General features: G+C 61.9%; 16 protein-coding genes. 14 read left to right on the forward strand and 2 right to left on the reverse strand.

Going from position 1 to position 16,082, the window contains the following annotated elements; genetic code table 11:
* The 3 genes from M2360_RS20560 to M2360_RS20570 form a co-directional block, all read left to right on the forward strand.
* On the forward strand, nt 1-834 hold an 834-nt coding region (locus tag M2360_RS20560; protein ID WP_280777218.1), incomplete at its 5' end, for an elongation factor Tu.
* Nucleotides 835-926: 92 nt separating this feature from the next.
* On the forward strand, nt 927-1,775 hold the full coding sequence (gene pdxY / locus M2360_RS20565; RefSeq protein ID WP_280777219.1) for a pyridoxal kinase PdxY: 849 nt from the start codon (nt 927-929) through the stop codon (nt 1,773-1,775).
* Nucleotides 1,776-1,904: 129 nt separating this feature from the next.
* Nucleotides 1,905-2,798, forward strand: a complete 894-nt coding sequence (locus tag M2360_RS20570) for an NAD(P)-dependent oxidoreductase (RefSeq protein WP_280777221.1) — start codon at nt 1,905-1,907, stop codon at nt 2,796-2,798.
* A 53-nt stretch (nt 2,799-2,851) separates the two neighbouring features.
* Here the strand turns inward: M2360_RS20570 and M2360_RS20575 are convergent, their stop codons facing one another.
* Together M2360_RS20575 and M2360_RS20580 are read right to left on the reverse strand one after the other, a co-directional pair.
* Complete coding sequence (locus M2360_RS20575) at nt 2,852-3,097, reverse strand: hypothetical protein (RefSeq protein ID WP_280777223.1); 246 nt, start codon at nt 3,095-3,097, stop codon at nt 2,852-2,854.
* Nucleotides 3,098-3,174: 77 nt separating this feature from the next.
* The gene (locus M2360_RS20580; protein WP_280777224.1) at nt 3,175-4,182 is read right to left on the reverse strand and encodes a LacI family DNA-binding transcriptional regulator; all 1,008 of its coding nucleotides are present in this window, start codon (nt 4,180-4,182) and stop codon (nt 3,175-3,177) included.
* Nucleotides 4,183-4,467: 285 nt separating this feature from the next.
* On the opposite strand from M2360_RS20580, the gene M2360_RS20585 reads away from it, so the two are divergent.
* The 11 genes from M2360_RS20585 to M2360_RS20635 all read left to right on the forward strand — a co-directional run bounded on the left by M2360_RS20585 (nt 4,468) and on the right by M2360_RS20635 (nt 16,080).
* The gene (locus M2360_RS20585; RefSeq protein WP_280777226.1) at nt 4,468-6,078 is read left to right on the forward strand and encodes an extracellular solute-binding protein; all 1,611 of its coding nucleotides are present in this window, start codon (nt 4,468-4,470) and stop codon (nt 6,076-6,078) included.
* 73 nt (nt 6,079-6,151) lie between these two features.
* Nucleotides 6,152-7,012, forward strand: coding sequence for a carbohydrate ABC transporter permease (locus tag M2360_RS20590; RefSeq protein WP_280777227.1), 861 nt, complete (start codon nt 6,152-6,154; stop codon nt 7,010-7,012).
* A gap of 35 nt (nt 7,013-7,047) precedes the next feature.
* Nucleotides 7,048-7,974, forward strand: coding sequence for a sugar ABC transporter permease (locus tag M2360_RS20595; protein ID WP_280777372.1), 927 nt, complete (start codon nt 7,048-7,050; stop codon nt 7,972-7,974).
* On the forward strand, nt 7,971-9,059 hold the full coding sequence (locus M2360_RS20600) for an ABC transporter ATP-binding protein (RefSeq protein ID WP_280777229.1): 1,089 nt from the start codon (nt 7,971-7,973) through the stop codon (nt 9,057-9,059). Before M2360_RS20595 ends, M2360_RS20600 begins: the two co-directional genes overlap by 4 nt.
* A 2-nt stretch (nt 9,060-9,061) precedes the next feature.
* Nucleotides 9,062-10,117 (forward strand): ABC transporter ATP-binding protein, encoded by a 1,056-nt coding sequence (locus tag M2360_RS20605; RefSeq protein ID WP_280777230.1) that lies wholly within the window; start codon nt 9,062-9,064, stop codon nt 10,115-10,117.
* Nucleotides 10,118-10,129: 12 nt separating this feature from the next.
* Entirely contained in the window at nt 10,130-11,221 is a 1,092-nt protein-coding gene (locus tag M2360_RS20610; protein ID WP_280777232.1) for a Gfo/Idh/MocA family oxidoreductase, read from the forward strand.
* Nucleotides 11,222-11,246: 25 nt separating this feature from the next.
* On the forward strand, nt 11,247-12,161 hold the full coding sequence (locus tag M2360_RS20615) for a sugar phosphate isomerase/epimerase (RefSeq protein WP_280777233.1): 915 nt from the start codon (nt 11,247-11,249) through the stop codon (nt 12,159-12,161).
* Nucleotides 12,162-12,237: 76 nt separating this feature from the next.
* A complete protein-coding gene (locus M2360_RS20620) occupies nt 12,238-13,419 on the forward strand; it encodes an aldose 1-epimerase family protein (RefSeq protein WP_280777234.1) in 1,182 nt (393 codons plus the stop codon).
* Entirely contained in the window at nt 13,416-14,171 is a 756-nt protein-coding gene (locus M2360_RS20625) for an SDR family oxidoreductase (protein WP_280777235.1), read from the forward strand. Before M2360_RS20620 ends, M2360_RS20625 begins: the two co-directional genes overlap by 4 nt.
* Nucleotides 14,171-15,313, forward strand: coding sequence for an extracellular solute-binding protein (locus M2360_RS20630; RefSeq protein WP_280777237.1), 1,143 nt, complete (start codon nt 14,171-14,173; stop codon nt 15,311-15,313). Before M2360_RS20625 ends, M2360_RS20630 begins: the two co-directional genes overlap by 1 nt.
* Nucleotides 15,310-16,080 (forward strand): enoyl-CoA hydratase/isomerase family protein, encoded by a 771-nt coding sequence (locus M2360_RS20635; RefSeq protein ID WP_280777238.1) that lies wholly within the window; start codon nt 15,310-15,312, stop codon nt 16,078-16,080. The genes M2360_RS20630 and M2360_RS20635 overlap by 4 nt, the downstream gene beginning before the upstream one ends.
* Nucleotides 16,081-16,082: the final 2 nt, after the last annotated feature.

Here is a 16,082-nt window from a genome sequence, read left to right on the forward strand (position 1 = left end):
ATCCTGCTCGCCCGTCAGGTCGGCGTTCCCGCCATCGTCGTGTTCCTCAACAAGGTCGACCAGGTCGATGACGCCGAGCTTCTCGAACTCGTCGAACTCGAAGTGCGCGAACTGCTGTCGTCCTACGACTTCCCGGGCGACGATATCCCGATCATCAAGGGTTCGGCTCTGGCCGCTCTTGAAGATTCCGACAAGAAGATCGGCGAAGACGCGATCCGCGAACTGATGGCCGCCGTCGACGCCTATATCCCGACCCCGGAACGTCCGATCGACCAGCCCTTCCTGCTGCCGATCGAAGACGTGTTCTCGATCTCTGGCCGCGGCACCGTGGTGACCGGTCGCGTTGAGCGCGGCATCGTCAAGGTTGGCGAAGAAGTCGAAATCGTCGGCATCCGCCCGACCATCAAGTCGACCTGCACCGGCGTCGAAATGTTCCGCAAGCTGCTCGACCAGGGCCAGGCCGGCGACAACATCGGCGCGCTGCTTCGCGGCGTCACCCGTGACGGCGTCGAGCGCGGCCAGATCCTGTGCAAGCCCGGCTCTGTCAAGCCGCACAAGAAGTTCATGGCTGAAGCCTACATCCTGACCAAGGAAGAAGGCGGCCGTCATACGCCGTTCTTCACCAACTACCGTCCGCAGTTCTACTTCCGCACCACGGACGTGACGGGCATCGTATCGCTGCCGGAAGGCACGGAAATGGTTATGCCTGGCGACAACATCACCGTTGCCGTCGAGCTGATCGTTCCGATCGCGATGGAAGAAAAGCTGCGCTTCGCAATCCGCGAAGGCGGCCGCACCGTCGGCGCCGGCATCGTCGCCTCGATCATCGAGTAATCTCTCGACGAGACTGATTGGGAAGCCCCGCTGGAAACAGCGGGGCTTTTCGTTTTGCGCTTCCCTCCTGCATTGCATTGGTCCCCGCCGTCATGAAACAGATCCTGTCCATCCAGTCCCATGTCGCCTATGGTTATGTCGGCAATCGCGCTGCCGTCTTTCCGCTGCAGCGCCTCGGCCATGAAGTCACCGCGATCAACACGGTGCAGTTCTCCAACCATACCGGCTATGGCGAATGGACCGGCGATGTGTTTTCGGCCGCCCATATCGAAGCGGTCGTCGAAGGGCTGGACAAGCGCGGGGCGCTCGCCAGCGCAGATGCGCTGCTGACCGGTTATCTCGGCGACCCCGCCATCGGCGAGATCATCATTTCCCTGCTCGACCGGCTGCCAAAAGATGCGCTGTGGCTCTGCGATCCGGTGATGGGCGATGTCGGTCGCGGCTTTTTCGTCCGGCCCGGCATTCCCGAATTCTTCCGTGATCGGGCGCTGCCGCGCGCCGGCATCATCACGCCCAACCAGTTCGAACTCGAATTTTTGACCGGGCGGACGATCACGACACTCGACGAGGCGCGGGCCGCCTGCCGTTCGGCGCATGACATGGGGCCTGAAATCGTGCTGTTGACGTCGCTGATCCACGACCGGACCGGCGACGACGAAATCCAGATGCTGGCTTCGCATCGCTCGGGCGAACAGGCGCTGGTGTCGACGCGGCGACTGGCGATCAATCCGGCGCCGAACGGGGCAGGCGACTGCACCTCGGCGCTGTTCCTGGCGCATCGCCTGTCGGGCGCGTCGCTCGCCGATTGCCTGGGACGCACAGCCTCCAGCATTTTCGCGTTGTTCGACAAGACGTTGAAAGCTGGACGGCGCGAACTGCACCTGATCGCCGCGCAGGATGATTTCGCCAATCCCGCCGCGCTCGACGTCACATTGCTCTGAGACGAAAACGCCAAGGGCGAAAGTTGCCGCTTTCGCCCTTTGGACTTGAACGATTTCGGTTTTCGCGCGTATCACTCCTGCCTGATATCACGTCCGCCTGTTGGAGGCGGATCACGGGAGGACTGTTTGTTGAAAAAGCGTATTCTATTCACCGGCGGCGCGGGAAAAGCCGGCCGTCATGTTGTTCCCTGGCTCATCAATGCCGGCTATGAGGTGCATAACCTCGATCTCACGCCGCTCGACAGCCCAGGCGTCACCAATCTTATTGTCGACATCACCGATTCCGGCCAGGTCTATAATGCGCTGACGATGCACCGCGATTTTGCGGATCTCGATCATGGCCGGGGCGTGGAGCCCTATGACGCCGTGGTGCATTTCGCCGCCATTCCCCGCATCCTCATCAAGCCCGACAACGAGACGTTCCGCGTCAACACGATGGGCACTTACAATGTCGTCGAAGCTGCGGTGAAGCTCGGGGTGCGCAAGATCATCGTGGCGTCGTCGGAAACAACCTATGGCGTCTGCTTCGCCGAGGGACATCGCGACTTCCACCAGTTTCCGCTGGACGAAGACTATGACGTCAATCCGATGGACTCCTACGGTCTGTCAAAGGTGCTCAATGAAAAGACCGCGCGCGCCTTCGCCGAACGTTCCGGCGCCGACATCTATGCGCTCCGGATCGGCAATGTGATCGAGCCGCATGAATATGCCGATTTCCCGCGTTATTTCGCCGATCCGGAGATCCGCAAGCGCATCGCCTGGTCCTATATCGATGCGCGCGATCTCGGCCAGATTGTCCATCTCTGCATTGGCAAGGACGGATTGGGCTATCAGGTGTTCAACGCCGCCAATGACACGGTGTCGGCCAACACGCCGAGCCGCGAGCTTGCGGCGCGCTACTATCCGAATGTGCCGTTCACCCGCGAGATCGGCGAATTCGAAGGGCTGCTCTCCAACCGCAAGATCCGCGAAGTGCTCGGTTTCAAGGAAGAGCATGACTGGCGGAACTATGTGACGGTCTGAACATGCGAAAGGGCTCCGCGAGGAGCCCTTTTCAGCATATCAAGCTTGGCGGATCAGGCGTCCTTGCCAACCACCAGTCCATAGACATAGGCAACCGCCATCAGGCCGACGAGGCCGATCATGGCGAAGATCTGCGCGAAAAATCCACGCTTCGGCAAAAGAGCGGCTTCGCCCGCACCAGACGCGCGCACCGTATTGGCCTTGATAATCTCGACCAGCCTCGCATTGACGGCGTCGTTGCTGTTGGCGGCGTCGCCGTCCGCTGCGTCGCTTGCGCTGTTTGCCCGTTCATGCTGCATGACTTCACCCCATGGTTAATGAGTGTGTAATGCTTTTCAGGAATTGAGGCAAGACGCCGCCGCGTCGCGCGGCGCCCTCAGAGTTCCGGGATATTCTCACGAAACACCACCTGCAGGCGCGGCGCGTGATAGTCGAAACGCTTTCCGAGCACCGCATGGCTGAGCATGGCGATGGCCTCGCGCGCCTCGACGCGCGGATTTTGATCGATGACCGCGTCCATCGCTCCCGACAGCAGAAGAAGCTTGGAGGATTCGGTCAGTTCATGGCCGATGAAGATGATGGATTTTGCGCGCCCCGCCTCGGCGATCGCCTGGCCGATGCCGGCATTGCCTGCGCCGATATTGTAGATTCCGACCAGATCCGGATGGCGCGCCAGAAGGGCGACGGCTTCTTCATAGGCGCGTTGCCTGTCGTCGCGGACTTCCCTGAGTTCGACAATATCGAGATGCGAAAACTCTTCCGATAGGATGTGCCGGAAACCCATTTCGCGCTCCTCATGGCCGCGATAGGAGAGGGAGCCTGCGAACAGAGCCACTTTTCGATTCTCGCCTGGCGGCAGGAAACGACCCAATAGATAGCCGGCTAAACGACCGGCGGCGCGATTGTCGATGCCGACATAGCCGGTGCGCGGCACATGCAGGATATCGGACACCAGCGTGACCACGGCAACGCCTGCATCCGCCAGCATGCGCATGGCCTCGCGCACGGCGGGGTGATCGAGCGCGATGAGACCGACGCCCTGGCTTGCGCCGCGCAAACCCATCAGCGTTTCAGCCAGCGTGATGGGGTTGAAACCTTCCACCTCATGGATGCGGCAATCGATGATTTCCTGGGCGGCGCATTGCCGTTCGATCTGCGCTTTCAGCGTTTTGATGAAGGAATTGGTGCCCTGGGGCAGAACAAAATCCAGTTGGATCCGCTCCGACGATGCTTCATTGGCGCCGAAATAGCCGAGCCGCCTGGCCGTCTCCATCACGATCGAGCGGGTACGCTCGCTCACGCCGGAGCGATTGTTGAGCACGCGATCGACAGTGGCGGTGGAGACGCCGGATTCGCGCGCAATATCAAACAGTGTCGACCGCAAGCCCATGATTCCCGTCAGCGTTCATGATGTAAAATGATGTAATCTCTTCTTGCATCCGCGCAAGCGATTTTGCGGCGCATCGAACTTTCTTCGGTTATTCATCACCTCATATTTCTTCATTTATTCAACGCTTTGGGTTGCTGTTGACGCGATTCCGCTGTCTGGCTGATGACAAATGATCCTTCCTGAAAGCTACATGATGTTATTTGATGTTGACATCAAGTCATCATCAAATCAATATCCATCACGCGGTGGATGGGAGGTCCGCTGCAAAGGGAGGAAAATATGTCCACTTCGTTTCGCGTGTCGCGACGCGGTTTCTTGAGCGCGTCCTCACGACTGGCCGGCGTCACCGCCGCCATCGGCATCGCCCCGCAATTCATTCGACCCGGCCGCGCATTTGCGGCCGATGCGCTGGCCCCCGGCATGATCGGCGGCCCGACCGGCTTCGATGGCGCCGAGCGCTATCAATATGGTCCCGATACGCCCGAGGGCAGGGCGATCGAAGCGGCCAAAGCGCTGAAAGGCGCGGGCAAGGCGCCGGCCAAGATCGTTCTCGGCCTGTCCGACGGCTCGATCGGCCAGTTGACGCAGCCGTTCCCCAAGGGCGCGCCGTCGATCAAGGAGCTCTGGGAAAAAGAAACCGGCATCACGCTGGAAATCGTTGGCGTTCCCAATGGCCAGGAATTCACCAAGACGATGCAGGACATCTCCACCAAGGGCGGAGCCTTCGACATCTATGCGGTGGAATGGAACCGTCTGGGCGATCTCGCCGAAACCGGCGGCATCATCGCGCTCGACGACTATGTCGCGGCCCACAAGCCGGAATGGGACGATCCGGAGCGCGGCTATGTCGGCGGCCAAGCCGGCGTTTCGCTGCTCAACCAGTATCGCGGCCAGACCTATGGCGTGTCACTGGATGGCGACTTCCAGACCTGGAACTACCGCACCGACCTGTTCAACGATGAGGCGGAAAAGAAGGCTTTCTCCGACAAGCACGGCTATGTGCTCGCGCCGCCCAAGACCTGGAAGCAACATTCCGACATCGCCGCCTTCTTCCATCGTCCTGATAAGGGCCTGTTCGGCTCGACCGACCTGCGCAATCAGGGCTGGGGCTATACCAACTGGTATCAGCGCTATGTGTCGATGGGCAATCCCAACCAGTATCTGTTCGATGACAGCGGCGCGCCGCTGATCAATTCGGACGCCGGCGTCGCCGCCACGCTCGAATATGTGGAGTCGCTGTCGCATCATTCGCCGGATGCGATTTCCTGGGGCTGGCCGGAGCAGTATGGCAATTTCGCCAATGCCGGCGCGGCCATGACCTGCGCCTTCTCCAACCTGCCGAAATTCCTCGACAATGCCGGCAATACCGGCTCGAAGGTCACCGGCAAGATCGGCTCGATGCTGCCGCCGGGCCGCGAAGTGGACGGCAAACTGATCCAGCGCACCGTGCTCTGGCTCAATCTTTCGGCTTCGGTGTCCTCGCAGAGCAAGAATCCGGAAGCCTGCTATCTGCTGCTGCAATGGCTCGGCTCCAGCCGCATCTATTCCTGGATGACAGCCAATCCGGGCGGCTATTTCGATCCGTTCCAGCTCGCCAACTTCTCCGATCCGCTCGTGCGCGAGACCTATCACGATTACCATATGGACATCGTGAGGGAGAGCGTGGCGCGGACCGTGCCGACCATCAACTATCCCGGCGCCACCGCCTTCCACAATGCGCTGGACGAGAATCTGATGGCGGCGCTGACCAAGGCGAAGAGCCCGGAACAGGCGATGGCCGACACCGAGACGCAGTGGAAACGCATTGCCCGCCGCACCGGCGAGGACAAGCTGATCGAGGCGATCAAGGCCAACAAGGCGGCCTGGCCGACCATCACCGACGCCGCCTGAGCCATCAAACGAGCCGGGGAGAGGCGCTTGACGCGCCTCTCTTCACCGCGCCCGCATTTTTTGTGATAGATCCATGTCCCGTTCCCCCGTTTTCGAGCTGTTCCGCTATGGCGCCATTGTTCTGGCGGTGGCGATCACGCTTGTGCCCATTCTCTGGATGGCCTCGATGGCCTTCAAGCCGATCGCCGAATGGTCGGCCGCCGGCGCCGATCTCACCTGGTGGCCGAAAGAGCCGACGCTCGACAATTTCCGCTTCATCTTCGGCACGTCATCCAGCGACCTGATTGTGGCGCTCGACCGCACGGCTATGAAGCCCATCCTGTCCTCGCTGCTCTCGGCCGTGTTCGGCACGCTGATCGCCATGATCGCCGGCACATCCGCAGCTTACGGCCTGTCGCGCTTCGGCTCGGGGCAGAACCTGCCCTTAGCGCTGATCCAGCTCCGGCTGTTTCCGCCGATGGCGGTGATGATCCCGGTGATGATCATGTGGGCTTTTCTCGGCCTGGTCGACACATGGTGGGGCCTGGCGCTGATCTATGGCATCGTCACGCTGCCCTTCGCCTTCTGGCTGATGAAGACGTTTTTCGACGACATGCCGCGCGAAATCGAAGACGCCGCCCGCGTCGAGGGCTGCTCGCGCTTCCGCGTCTTCACCCGCATCACCCTGCCGATGATGCGCGCGCCGCTCGCGAGCTCCGCTTTGTTCGTCTTCATTCTCAACTGGTCGGACTATCTGATCGGCCTGCTCCTGACCACGCGCGAATGGGTGACGATCCCGGTCTATATGGCGTCGCTGTCGTCGTCGATGACCGGCCAGCTCTATGGCGCGAAAGCAGCCCTCGGCCTGATCGCCGCTGTGCCGCCCGTTATCATGGGCATCGCCATCCAGAAACATCTGGTGCGCGGCCTGACCTTCGGAGCGCTGAAGCAATGACCGACGCGCTCGCTTCCTCGACGGACATCATCGCCATGCAGACCACCGACACCACCCGGAAGGACGTCGAAAGCGGCCGGCTCGGCTTTCGGCTGACGCTGCCCGCGCAGATCCTCGTCCTGTTCATTTCCGTCTTTCCGCTGCTGATGCAGCTCTATATCAGTCTGACCGACTGGTCGCCGCTCGATGGCGTGCCCTGGTGGATGGCGTGGGAAAGCTGGAATACTTTCGCCAATTACACCGATCTCGCCGTCGACACCCGCTTCTGGGATACGATGGGGCGCACGCTTCTGGTCATGGCCGTGTGCGTGCCGGCCGAATTCCTGCTCGGTTTCATCCTGGCTTTGCTGTTCATGGACGACTTCAGGGGCAAGCGGCTGTTCTACTCCATCCTCTTGATGCCGATGATGGTGGTGCCTGCGGTCGCCGGCTACATGTTCTTCATGCTGTTCCAGTCGGGCGGGCCGGTGAACGACATCATCTCCAGCCTGATCGGTCAGCCTTTTTCGCTCGCCTGGCTGTCGAGCCCGCAATGGGCGCTGATCGCGGTGATGATCGCCGATATCTGGCAATGGACGCCGCTGATGTTTTTGATCCTGCTCGCGGGCCTCGCCGGCGTGCCGGATGATCAGTTGAAGGCCGCGACGCTGCTCGGCGCCTCCTGGCCGCAGAAATTCCGCACCATCATCCTGCCGAAGATGAAGACGATCATCATCATCGCGCTGGCGATCCGGGTGATCGAGAATTTCAAGATCTTCGACACGCTCTATATCATGACCGGCGGCGGCCCGGGCGTCGCGACCGAAACCATCTCCGTCTACATCTACAAGGTCACCCAGAACGATCTGATCTGGGGTTATGTCGCAGCCATCGCGCTCGCCATCCTGATCGTCCTGTCGGTGCTGGCCAATTTCGCCATCGCCCGCATGAACCGGGCGCGCAACGCGGGGAGCGCGGCATGACCTCCATTCACCTCAAGCAATTGACCAAGAGTTTCGGCGCATTCCAGGCGCTGAAGACCATGGACCTGAAAATCGAGGATGGCGAGTTCGTGGCGCTCTTGGGTCCCTCAGGCTGCGGCAAGTCGACGACAATGAACATGATCGCCGGCATGGAAGACCCGACCAGCGGCTCCATCCTGTTTGACGATCGCGACATGAATGGCGTGGCGATGGGCCGGCGCGGCGTGGGCTTCGTGTTCCAGAACTATGCCATCTTCACCCATATGAGCGTCTACGACAATCTCGCCTACGGCTTGCGCATGCGCAAGCTGCCGGCGGCGGAGATCGACCGTCGTGTGAAGCAGATGGCGGAGTTCCTGCAACTCGGCCCGCTGCTGCGCCAGCCCTCGGCAAAACTGTCGGTCAACATCCTGCAGCGGCTGGCGATCGGCCGTTCGGCGATAGTCGAGCCGGCGATCTTCCTGCTCGACGAACCCCTGTCGAATGTCGACGCCGCGTTCCGCGCGGTGATGCGCACCGAACTCAAGCATCTCCAACGCCAGTTCAAGCAGACCATGGTCTATGTCACCCATGACCAGCTGGAGGCCATGACCATGGCCGACCGGATCGCGGTGATGGATCACGGCGTGCTGCTGCAGAGTGGGTCGCCCGTCGATGTCTACAACAATCCGAGCAGCACTTTCGTCGCCGGCTTTCTGGGATCGCCGGGTATGAACCTCATCCGCGGCGAACTCGTCGACCGCGCCGATGCGCTGCATGTCGATCTCGGCGTGTTCGGCCTGTCGGAGGCGCTGGAGCCTTCATTGGCTAGAGCGGCGAAAACGGGCAGGACCCGCAGCGTTTATTACGGCTTCCGGCCGGAACAGGCGCAGCTTGAGCCCTCATCCTCTGGGCTGCCGATCTTTTTCGTCGAGCGGATCGGCTCGCGCACCATCGTCCATTTAGGAACCGAGGGCGCAGTCATCAAGCTCGTGCTCGGCAATGACGCGGCTTTCGACGCCGGCCAGATGGCGCGGCTCACGGTCAATCCCGGTTCGGTGCGCCTGTTCGACGGCGAGACCGGCCTTGCGATCAGGGAGGCGTGATCATGGCCAGCATCGCATTTCGCAATGTCACCAAGCGTTTCGGCAGCACACTCGCAGTCGACAATGTCTCCTTCGAGATTGCCGACAATGAGTTCTTCTGCTTCTTCGGACCGCCTCTGTCGGGCAAGTCGACCATCCTGAAACTCATTCTCGGGCTGGAGGCGCCTGACGCTGGTGAAATCCTGATCGGCGGCAAGATCGCCAATGCGCTGTCGCCGGCCGAGCGCAATGTCGCCATGGTGTTCCAGAACCTCGCGCTGTTTCCGCATATGTCGGCGGAAGAGAATGTGCGCTTTCCGCTGGTCGAGCGGCGCGTGCCGGAAGACAAGATCAAGGCGCGCGTGGCGGCAGTGGCGGCCAAGCTGCATATCGGTCATCTGCTGCACAAGCCGCCGGCGCAACTCTCCGGCGGCGAGCGTCAGCGCGTCGCCATCGCCCGAGCTCTGGTGCGCGATCCCGCCGCCTATCTGATGGACGACCCGATTTCGGCGCTCGACGCGCGGCTGCGCGAGGAAACCCGCGTCGAGCTCAAGCGCATCCAGCGCGAGCTCGGCCACACGCTTGTCTATGTCACCCATGACCAGGAAGAGGCGATGTCGATCGCCGATCGCATGGCGATCATGGAGCATGGCGCAATCCGCCAGATGGGCGCGCCCTCGGAGATCTATGACCGGCCGGCCAGCGATTATGTCGCGCGCCTGCTCGGCTCGCCGGCCATGAATATCCTGCCGATCGAGGCGGGCGCTGCGGCCTCCGGCGTGATCGATCTGGGAGGGCTCGCGCCGCCCGCGGCGTCCAGCGTCGGCATCAGGCCCGAAGATCTCAGGCCTGAACCCTGGAGCGCGGATCGGACGGGACGACCGGCCCGCGTGTTCGAGGTCGAGCCGCTCGGCGGCTACACGGTGGTGACCTATGCCGTCGGGGAGGGCCGCTTGCGGGCGCTGTTGCGCGGGCAGCCGCGCATCGAGATCGACAGCGCCGTCGCGCTCAGCTGCGACCCGCGCCGCATTCACTTTTTTGGTCCGGACGGGCGCGCGCTTGCCCCCGCCGGCGCATGATGGGAGGAAAACATGGCTGACGCCAAGGGTTTCAAGCCGGATGTGGAGGTCCGGGTCAACGACTACAGGATCGGCGCGATCGGCGCCGGGATGATCATGGCCGAATGCCATCTGGCCGCCTATAAGGAGGCCGGATTCACGGTCGCGGCCATCGCGTCGCGCACCAAATCCCGCGCCGAGAGCGTCGCCAGCCGTTGGGGCATTCCCAGGGTACACGACACGCCGGAAGCGCTGATCAAGGATACGGATGTCGAGATCCTCGATATCGCCTATCCGCCCGACCAGCAGCCGGCGCTGATCCGCGCGGCGCTGAAAGAACCGCATATCAAGGCGATCCTGGCCCAGAAGCCCTTAGCGCTGTCGCTCGACGAGGCGCGCAAGCTGCGCGACGAGGCCAATGCCGCCGGCAAGATCCTCTCGGTCAACCAGAACATGCGCTACGACCAGTCGATGCGGGTGCTCAAGCAGATCCTCGACAAGGGCGAACTCGGCAAGGTAGTCATCGCGACGATCGACATGCGCGCCATTCCGCATTGGCAGAGTTTTCTCGAAGGGTTGGATCGGCTGACGCTCGCCAATATGAGCGTGCATCATCTCGACGTGCTGCGCTTCCTGTTCGGCGATCCCGAGGAAATCTACACCGCGACGCGATCCGACCCGCGCACGCAATTCGCCCATAAGGACGGCATCACCGTCTCCACCATCAAATTTCCGGACAATGTGCTGGCGGTGTCGATGGAGGATGTCTGGGCCGGGCCGCGCGAAGCGGGCTTCGACAGCGATTTCTACATCAAATGGCGGGTCGAGGGCACCGATGGCGTGGCGCAGGGCACGATCGGCTGGCCCGACGGTTCGGCCTCGACGCTGACCTACGCCTCGAAAACCACCACCGGCGGCCAATGGGTGACCCCGACCTGGGAGACGATGTGGTTCCCCCACGCCTTTATCGGCGTGATGGAGCAGCTGCAATACGCCGTCAAGACCGGGGAAACGCCGGCGCTGAACGTCGCCGACAATGTGAAAACCATGGCGCTGGTCGAAGCCGGCTATCGTTCCATGGATGAAGGCCGGGCCGTCAAGCTCGCCGAAATCGCCATCGATTGACCATCATAAAAGGAGGAACACCATCATGATGCAAACAGGTATTTTCACCGGCTATTTCCCGTACAGCCTCGAGGAAACCGCCAAGAAGATCCGCGACATCGGCTTCAACACCGTGCAGCTCGACATGCATTTCAAGGATATGGACCTGTCGGCAGGCCAGATCACCAAGGACAAATGCGTGACGATCCGCGAGACGTTCCGTGACAACAATCTGCCGATCTGCTGCATTTCCGGCTATACCAACATCATTCATCCCGACAAGGCCGAGCGCGAGCGGCGGGTGGGCTATCTCAAGGAGATCATCGCGCATGCGCAATATCTCGGCACGCCCTATGTGATCTCCGAAACCGGAACCTTCAACACCGACTCCGACTGGGTGCATCATCCCAAGAACAAGACGGAGGAGGGCTTTGAGGAGTGCCGCAAGGTCATCGCCGATCTATCGCAATTCGCTTACGATCACGGCGCGGTCTTCCTGCTGGAAACCTATGTGAACAATGTCGTCGGCTCGGTCGAGGAGACGGTGAAGATGTTCGCCCAGGTCGATCACCCCGGCCTCGGCCTGTTGATGGACCCGACCAACTATTTCGAGACGCACAATATCGATCGCATGGACGAAATCCTCAATCAGGTGTTCGACACGCTGCAGGACAAGATCAAGATCGGCCATGCCAAGGATGTCAAGCGCTCCGGCGACGACAAGTCGGAAAAGCATGCCGATATCGGCGATGCGGACGCGCTGGAAAGCCACACGTTCCGAGGCGTCGGAGAAATCGAACTGCCGGCTCCGGGCCTGGGCTCGCTGAACTACGATCTCTATCTCAAGCTTCTGTCGCGCAAGCACCCGAACATTCCGGTGATCATCGAGCATCTGGAAGAGTCCGACGTGCCGCGCGCCAAGAAATTCCTCGACGGCAAGCTGAGAGCGCAAGGTCTCTGAATAGTGACAAGGCCGGCCGGAGATGATCCGGCCGGTCGCCTTCGACCAGGGCGACAGACAAGAAGGAAATGCAGACATGGTTGAACTTTATGGCGGCCAGCGGTCACGTCGTGACCTCGCGGCGCATGCGGGATCGTTTGGGCAATTTGCCGGCGTGAGGCTGATGACGCTGGGCGACGGCGTCGAGCGCGGCATCCGCATGCTGGAATTTCGAAGCGGCACGGGTCTGCGCTTCACCGTGCTCATCGACCGCGCCTTCGACATCGCCGATTGCGACTATCGCGGCATGGCGGTGGGCTGGCATTCCCCGGCCGGTTTCCGCCATCCGGGTCTGCATGAATATGAAGGCGAGGGCGGGCTCGCCTGGCTACGCTCGTTTTCCGGCCTGATGGTGACCTGCGGACTCGACCATATCCTGTTCATGCATGACGAGCCGGCGGATCACTATGTCTATGGGCCGCGCAAGACGGTCAGCCATTCCATTCATGGCCGCATTGGCACGATTCCGGGTAAGCTCACGGGCTATGGAGAGCGCTGGGACGGCGACGAGATGGTGCTGTGGTGCGAAGGCTCGGTCATCCAGGGCACGGTGTTCGGCGAACATCTCGAACTCATCCGCCGCATCGAGATTACCGCCGGGACCAACGACATCAGGATTTCAGACAGGGTCATCAATCGCGGCTTCTACCGCACGCCGCATATGTATTGCTATCACATCAATGTCGGCCATCCCGTGCTTTCCGAGGGTTCGCGTTACATTGCGCCGATCAGGGACGTGGTCTGGACGGCGCATGCGGGCGACGACTACCGCAAGCAGACTGTCGGCTATCGCACGATGCCCGCGCCGCAGCTCGGTTTTCACGAACAGGTCTGGCAGCATGAACTGGGCGCCGACGCCGCAGGCGAGGTCCCGGTGGCGCTGGTCAATGACGCGCTGGGGCTCGGCTTCGAAGTGACGACGCGCAAGGACCAGTTTCCCTGCCAGTATGAATGGCAGAATCTGCAAGCCGGCCAGTACGCCCTGGGCATCGAACCCTCGACAAACCATGTGCTCGGCAAGAGCTATGCGAAGGAAAAGAGCGAATTGATCTGGCTCGACCATGGCGACGAGCGCGCCTATCAATCGACCTTCCGCATCCTCACTAGTGCCGACGAGATCGCCGGTTCCGAAGGCCGCATCCGCGCCATCGCCGCGCAACCGGATGAGGACTATCCGCAGCCGTCCGGCAAGCATCTGCCGATCGGAGGCCGCGCATGATCGACATGACGGGCAAGACCATTCTCTATACCGGCGGCGCAGGCGGGCTGGGGCTTGAGACAACGATGCATTTTCTCGACGCCGGCGCAAGCGTGGTGGTGATCGATCGCGACGTCGCCAAGATGGCGGCTCTGGAACAGGCGGCCAAGGCGCATCACGCCGAGCGGCTGATTGTGCGCGATTTCGATCTTTCCGATCTCGCAGGCCTGAAGCGGGAACTCGATTTCCTGCAGGAAAAGCATGGCGGCTTCGACGTGGTGATCAACAATGCCGCGATTTATCCCTCCAAGCCCTTCGAAGAGTACACGATCGAGGAGCATCAGCTGGTGCAGCGCGTCAATGTCGATGCGGCCATCGTCTGCGTGCAATCGGCGTTGCCGCATATGAAGGCGCGGCAATGGGGGCGGATCATCAACATCGCCTCGATCACCCTTTATGGCGGCTGGGCGCTGCTGTCGCCTTACGTCCAGTCCAAGGGCGCGCTGGTCGGGCTTGCCCGCGCCTGGGCGCGGGAATTCGGTCCATATGGCGTCACCGTCAACGCCATTTCGCCGGGCGCCTTCCCGACCGACGCGGAAAAGATCCATCCGGATCCGGAAGGCTATACCCGCCATGTGCTGGATCATCAGGCCGTGAAACGGCGCGGTTCGCCCGCCGATATCGCCAATGCGCTGATGTTCCTGGCCTCCGACGGCGCCGGCTTCATCACCGGCCAGACGCTGAATGTCGATGGCGGCTGGGTGATGCATTGATGAAGCGCTATCTTGCCCTGACCTGGGATCATCCCCGGGGTTACAATGCGCTCGCCTCCGCCGCAGACAAGTCGCGCGCCGAGGGATTGGTCGACATCGTCTGGGACAAGCAGCCGCTCGAAGGCTTCGAATCCCATCCGATCGCCGATCTCTGCGCCCGCTATGACCTCGTCGTGCTCGATCATCCGCATGTCGGCGAAGCGGTGGCGGAGATGTGCCTCAGACCGCTGGAGGAAGTTTTCAGCGCTGGCGTTCTCCAGGACATCGGCGCGGCGACCATCGGTCCGTGCCTTGAGAGTTACCATTACGAGGGGGCGACATGGGCGCTGCCGCTCGATGCTGCAACGCAGGTGATGGCGCTCAGGCCCGACCTCGTGGAGGAGCCGCCGCGGACCTGGAAAGAGGTGGTGGACCTCTCCTGGTCCGGCGGCAAGGTGGCGCTGTCGCTGGCGGGCCCACATGCGATCCTCAGTTTCCTGTCGATTGCTGCAGCCTATGGCGAAGAGGCGGGACGGCTTGGTCACCAATTGGTGACGGAAGAGACGGGGCTGATTGTCTATGATCTCATGGGCCTGCTGGCGTCCCGCAGTCCCGCATCCGTGCGCGCGCTCAATCCCATCGGCATTCTCGCCCATATGACGGCGCATGACGATGTCGCGCTCTGCCCGCTGATCTATGGCTATGTCAATTACGCCGCTCCAAGCGCGGGCAGAGCTCTCGGCTTCCATAATGCGCCAGTGACGAGCATCGGCGGACGACCGGGCTCGACGCTGGGCGGCACCGGCATCGCCGTGTCGCGCCGTTGCGACCTGACGCCGGAGCTAATCGAACATCTAACCTGGCTGATGGGTGAGGAGGCGCAGACGCGCTTCATACCCGGCCATGAAGGCCAGCCGTCGCGCCGGTCGGCCTGGAGCGACGAGGCGGTGAATGCGCGCTGGGGGCAGTTCTATCGCAACACGGCGGCGACGCTCGAAGGCGCCTATGTCCGACCGCGCTTCAACGGCTATATCCGCTTCCAGACGGAGGCCTCGGCGCTGTTGCGCGACTGTTTCGCCAACAAAACCAATGGAAAGACCGCCATCGCCGCGCTGAACGCGCTGTTTGCAAAACATGCGCTTGAGAAGGATTACGCGCCATGACCGAAGATATCAGGTTCGAGATCGAGGACGATATCGCCGTCATCACCCTCAACCGCCCGCAGAAGCTGAACGCCGTGACGCCGGAGATGGCCGACGCCATCGTCGCAGCCGTCACCGAATGCAATGACAGCGACACGATCCGCTGCGTCATCGTCACCGGCGTCGGCGAGCGCGCTTTCTGCGCGGGCTCGGATATTCGTGAGCTCGACACCTATGAGACGCCGTGGCAGTTCCGCAACCGGCCGGATTATTGCGACGCGATCCGGGCGCTGCTGAAGCCGTCGATCGCCGCCGTCAACGGCTACGCCTTCGGCGGCGGGCTGGAGACGGCGATGTCCTGCGATATCCGGCTGGCTTCGGACAACGCCCAGTTCGCGGCGCCCGAAATCAAGCTCGGCTGGATCGGCGGCGGCGGCATGGCGGTTCATCTCGCCCATGCGGTCGGTCCGTCGAACGCCGCGCTGATGATCATGACCGGCGATCCGATCAGCGCCGAGCGCGCACTCGGCTGGGGCCTCGTCAGCGAAGTCGTGAGCCAGGCGGAACTGATGACGCGGGCGAGGACGCTGGCGAAAACCATCGCTGCGCGGGCGCCGATCGCGGCGGAAACGGCCAAGCTCAATCTCAAGGCCGCCTTTTCCATGCCGGTCGAAAAGGCTATCGAATATGAGCGCGATTTGCAGACCATCTGCTTCGCCACGGCTGACGCGACCGAGGGTCGCGCCGCCTTCAAGGAAAAGCGGCCACCGGTGTTCCGGCGGCGCTGAGA

This window comes from Rhizobium sp. SG_E_25_P2 (assembly GCF_029892285.1).
In the GTDB taxonomy this organism is placed as follows: domain Bacteria; phylum Pseudomonadota; class Alphaproteobacteria; order Rhizobiales; family Rhizobiaceae; genus Rhizobium_E.

Bases quoted from the DNA above. Each gene is read 5' to 3' on its own strand.
- M2360_RS20635 (WP_280777238.1), top strand. From the start codon at position 15,310: ATGACCGAAGATATCAGGTTCGAGATCGAGGACGATATCGCCGTCATC.
- M2360_RS20575 (WP_280777223.1), bottom strand. From the start codon at position 3,097: ATGCAGCATGAACGGGCAAACAGCGCAAGCGACGCAGCGGACGGCGAC.
- M2360_RS20620 (WP_280777234.1), top strand. From the start codon at position 12,238: ATGGTTGAACTTTATGGCGGCCAGCGGTCACGTCGTGACCTCGCGGCG.
- M2360_RS20585 (WP_280777226.1), top strand. From the start codon at position 4,468: ATGTCCACTTCGTTTCGCGTGTCGCGACGCGGTTTCTTGAGCGCGTCC.
- pdxY (WP_280777219.1), top strand. From the start codon at position 927: ATGAAACAGATCCTGTCCATCCAGTCCCATGTCGCCTATGGTTATGTC.
- M2360_RS20600 (WP_280777229.1), top strand. From the start codon at position 7,971: ATGACCTCCATTCACCTCAAGCAATTGACCAAGAGTTTCGGCGCATTC.
- M2360_RS20625 (WP_280777235.1), top strand. From the start codon at position 13,416: ATGATCGACATGACGGGCAAGACCATTCTCTATACCGGCGGCGCAGGC.
- M2360_RS20615 (WP_280777233.1), top strand. From the start codon at position 11,247: ATGATGCAAACAGGTATTTTCACCGGCTATTTCCCGTACAGCCTCGAG.
- M2360_RS20595 (WP_280777372.1), top strand. From the start codon at position 7,048: ATGCAGACCACCGACACCACCCGGAAGGACGTCGAAAGCGGCCGGCTC.
- M2360_RS20630 (WP_280777237.1), top strand. From the start codon at position 14,171: ATGAAGCGCTATCTTGCCCTGACCTGGGATCATCCCCGGGGTTACAAT.
- M2360_RS20610 (WP_280777232.1), top strand. From the start codon at position 10,130: ATGGCTGACGCCAAGGGTTTCAAGCCGGATGTGGAGGTCCGGGTCAAC.
- M2360_RS20590 (WP_280777227.1), top strand. From the start codon at position 6,152: ATGTCCCGTTCCCCCGTTTTCGAGCTGTTCCGCTATGGCGCCATTGTT.
- M2360_RS20605 (WP_280777230.1), top strand. From the start codon at position 9,062: ATGGCCAGCATCGCATTTCGCAATGTCACCAAGCGTTTCGGCAGCACA.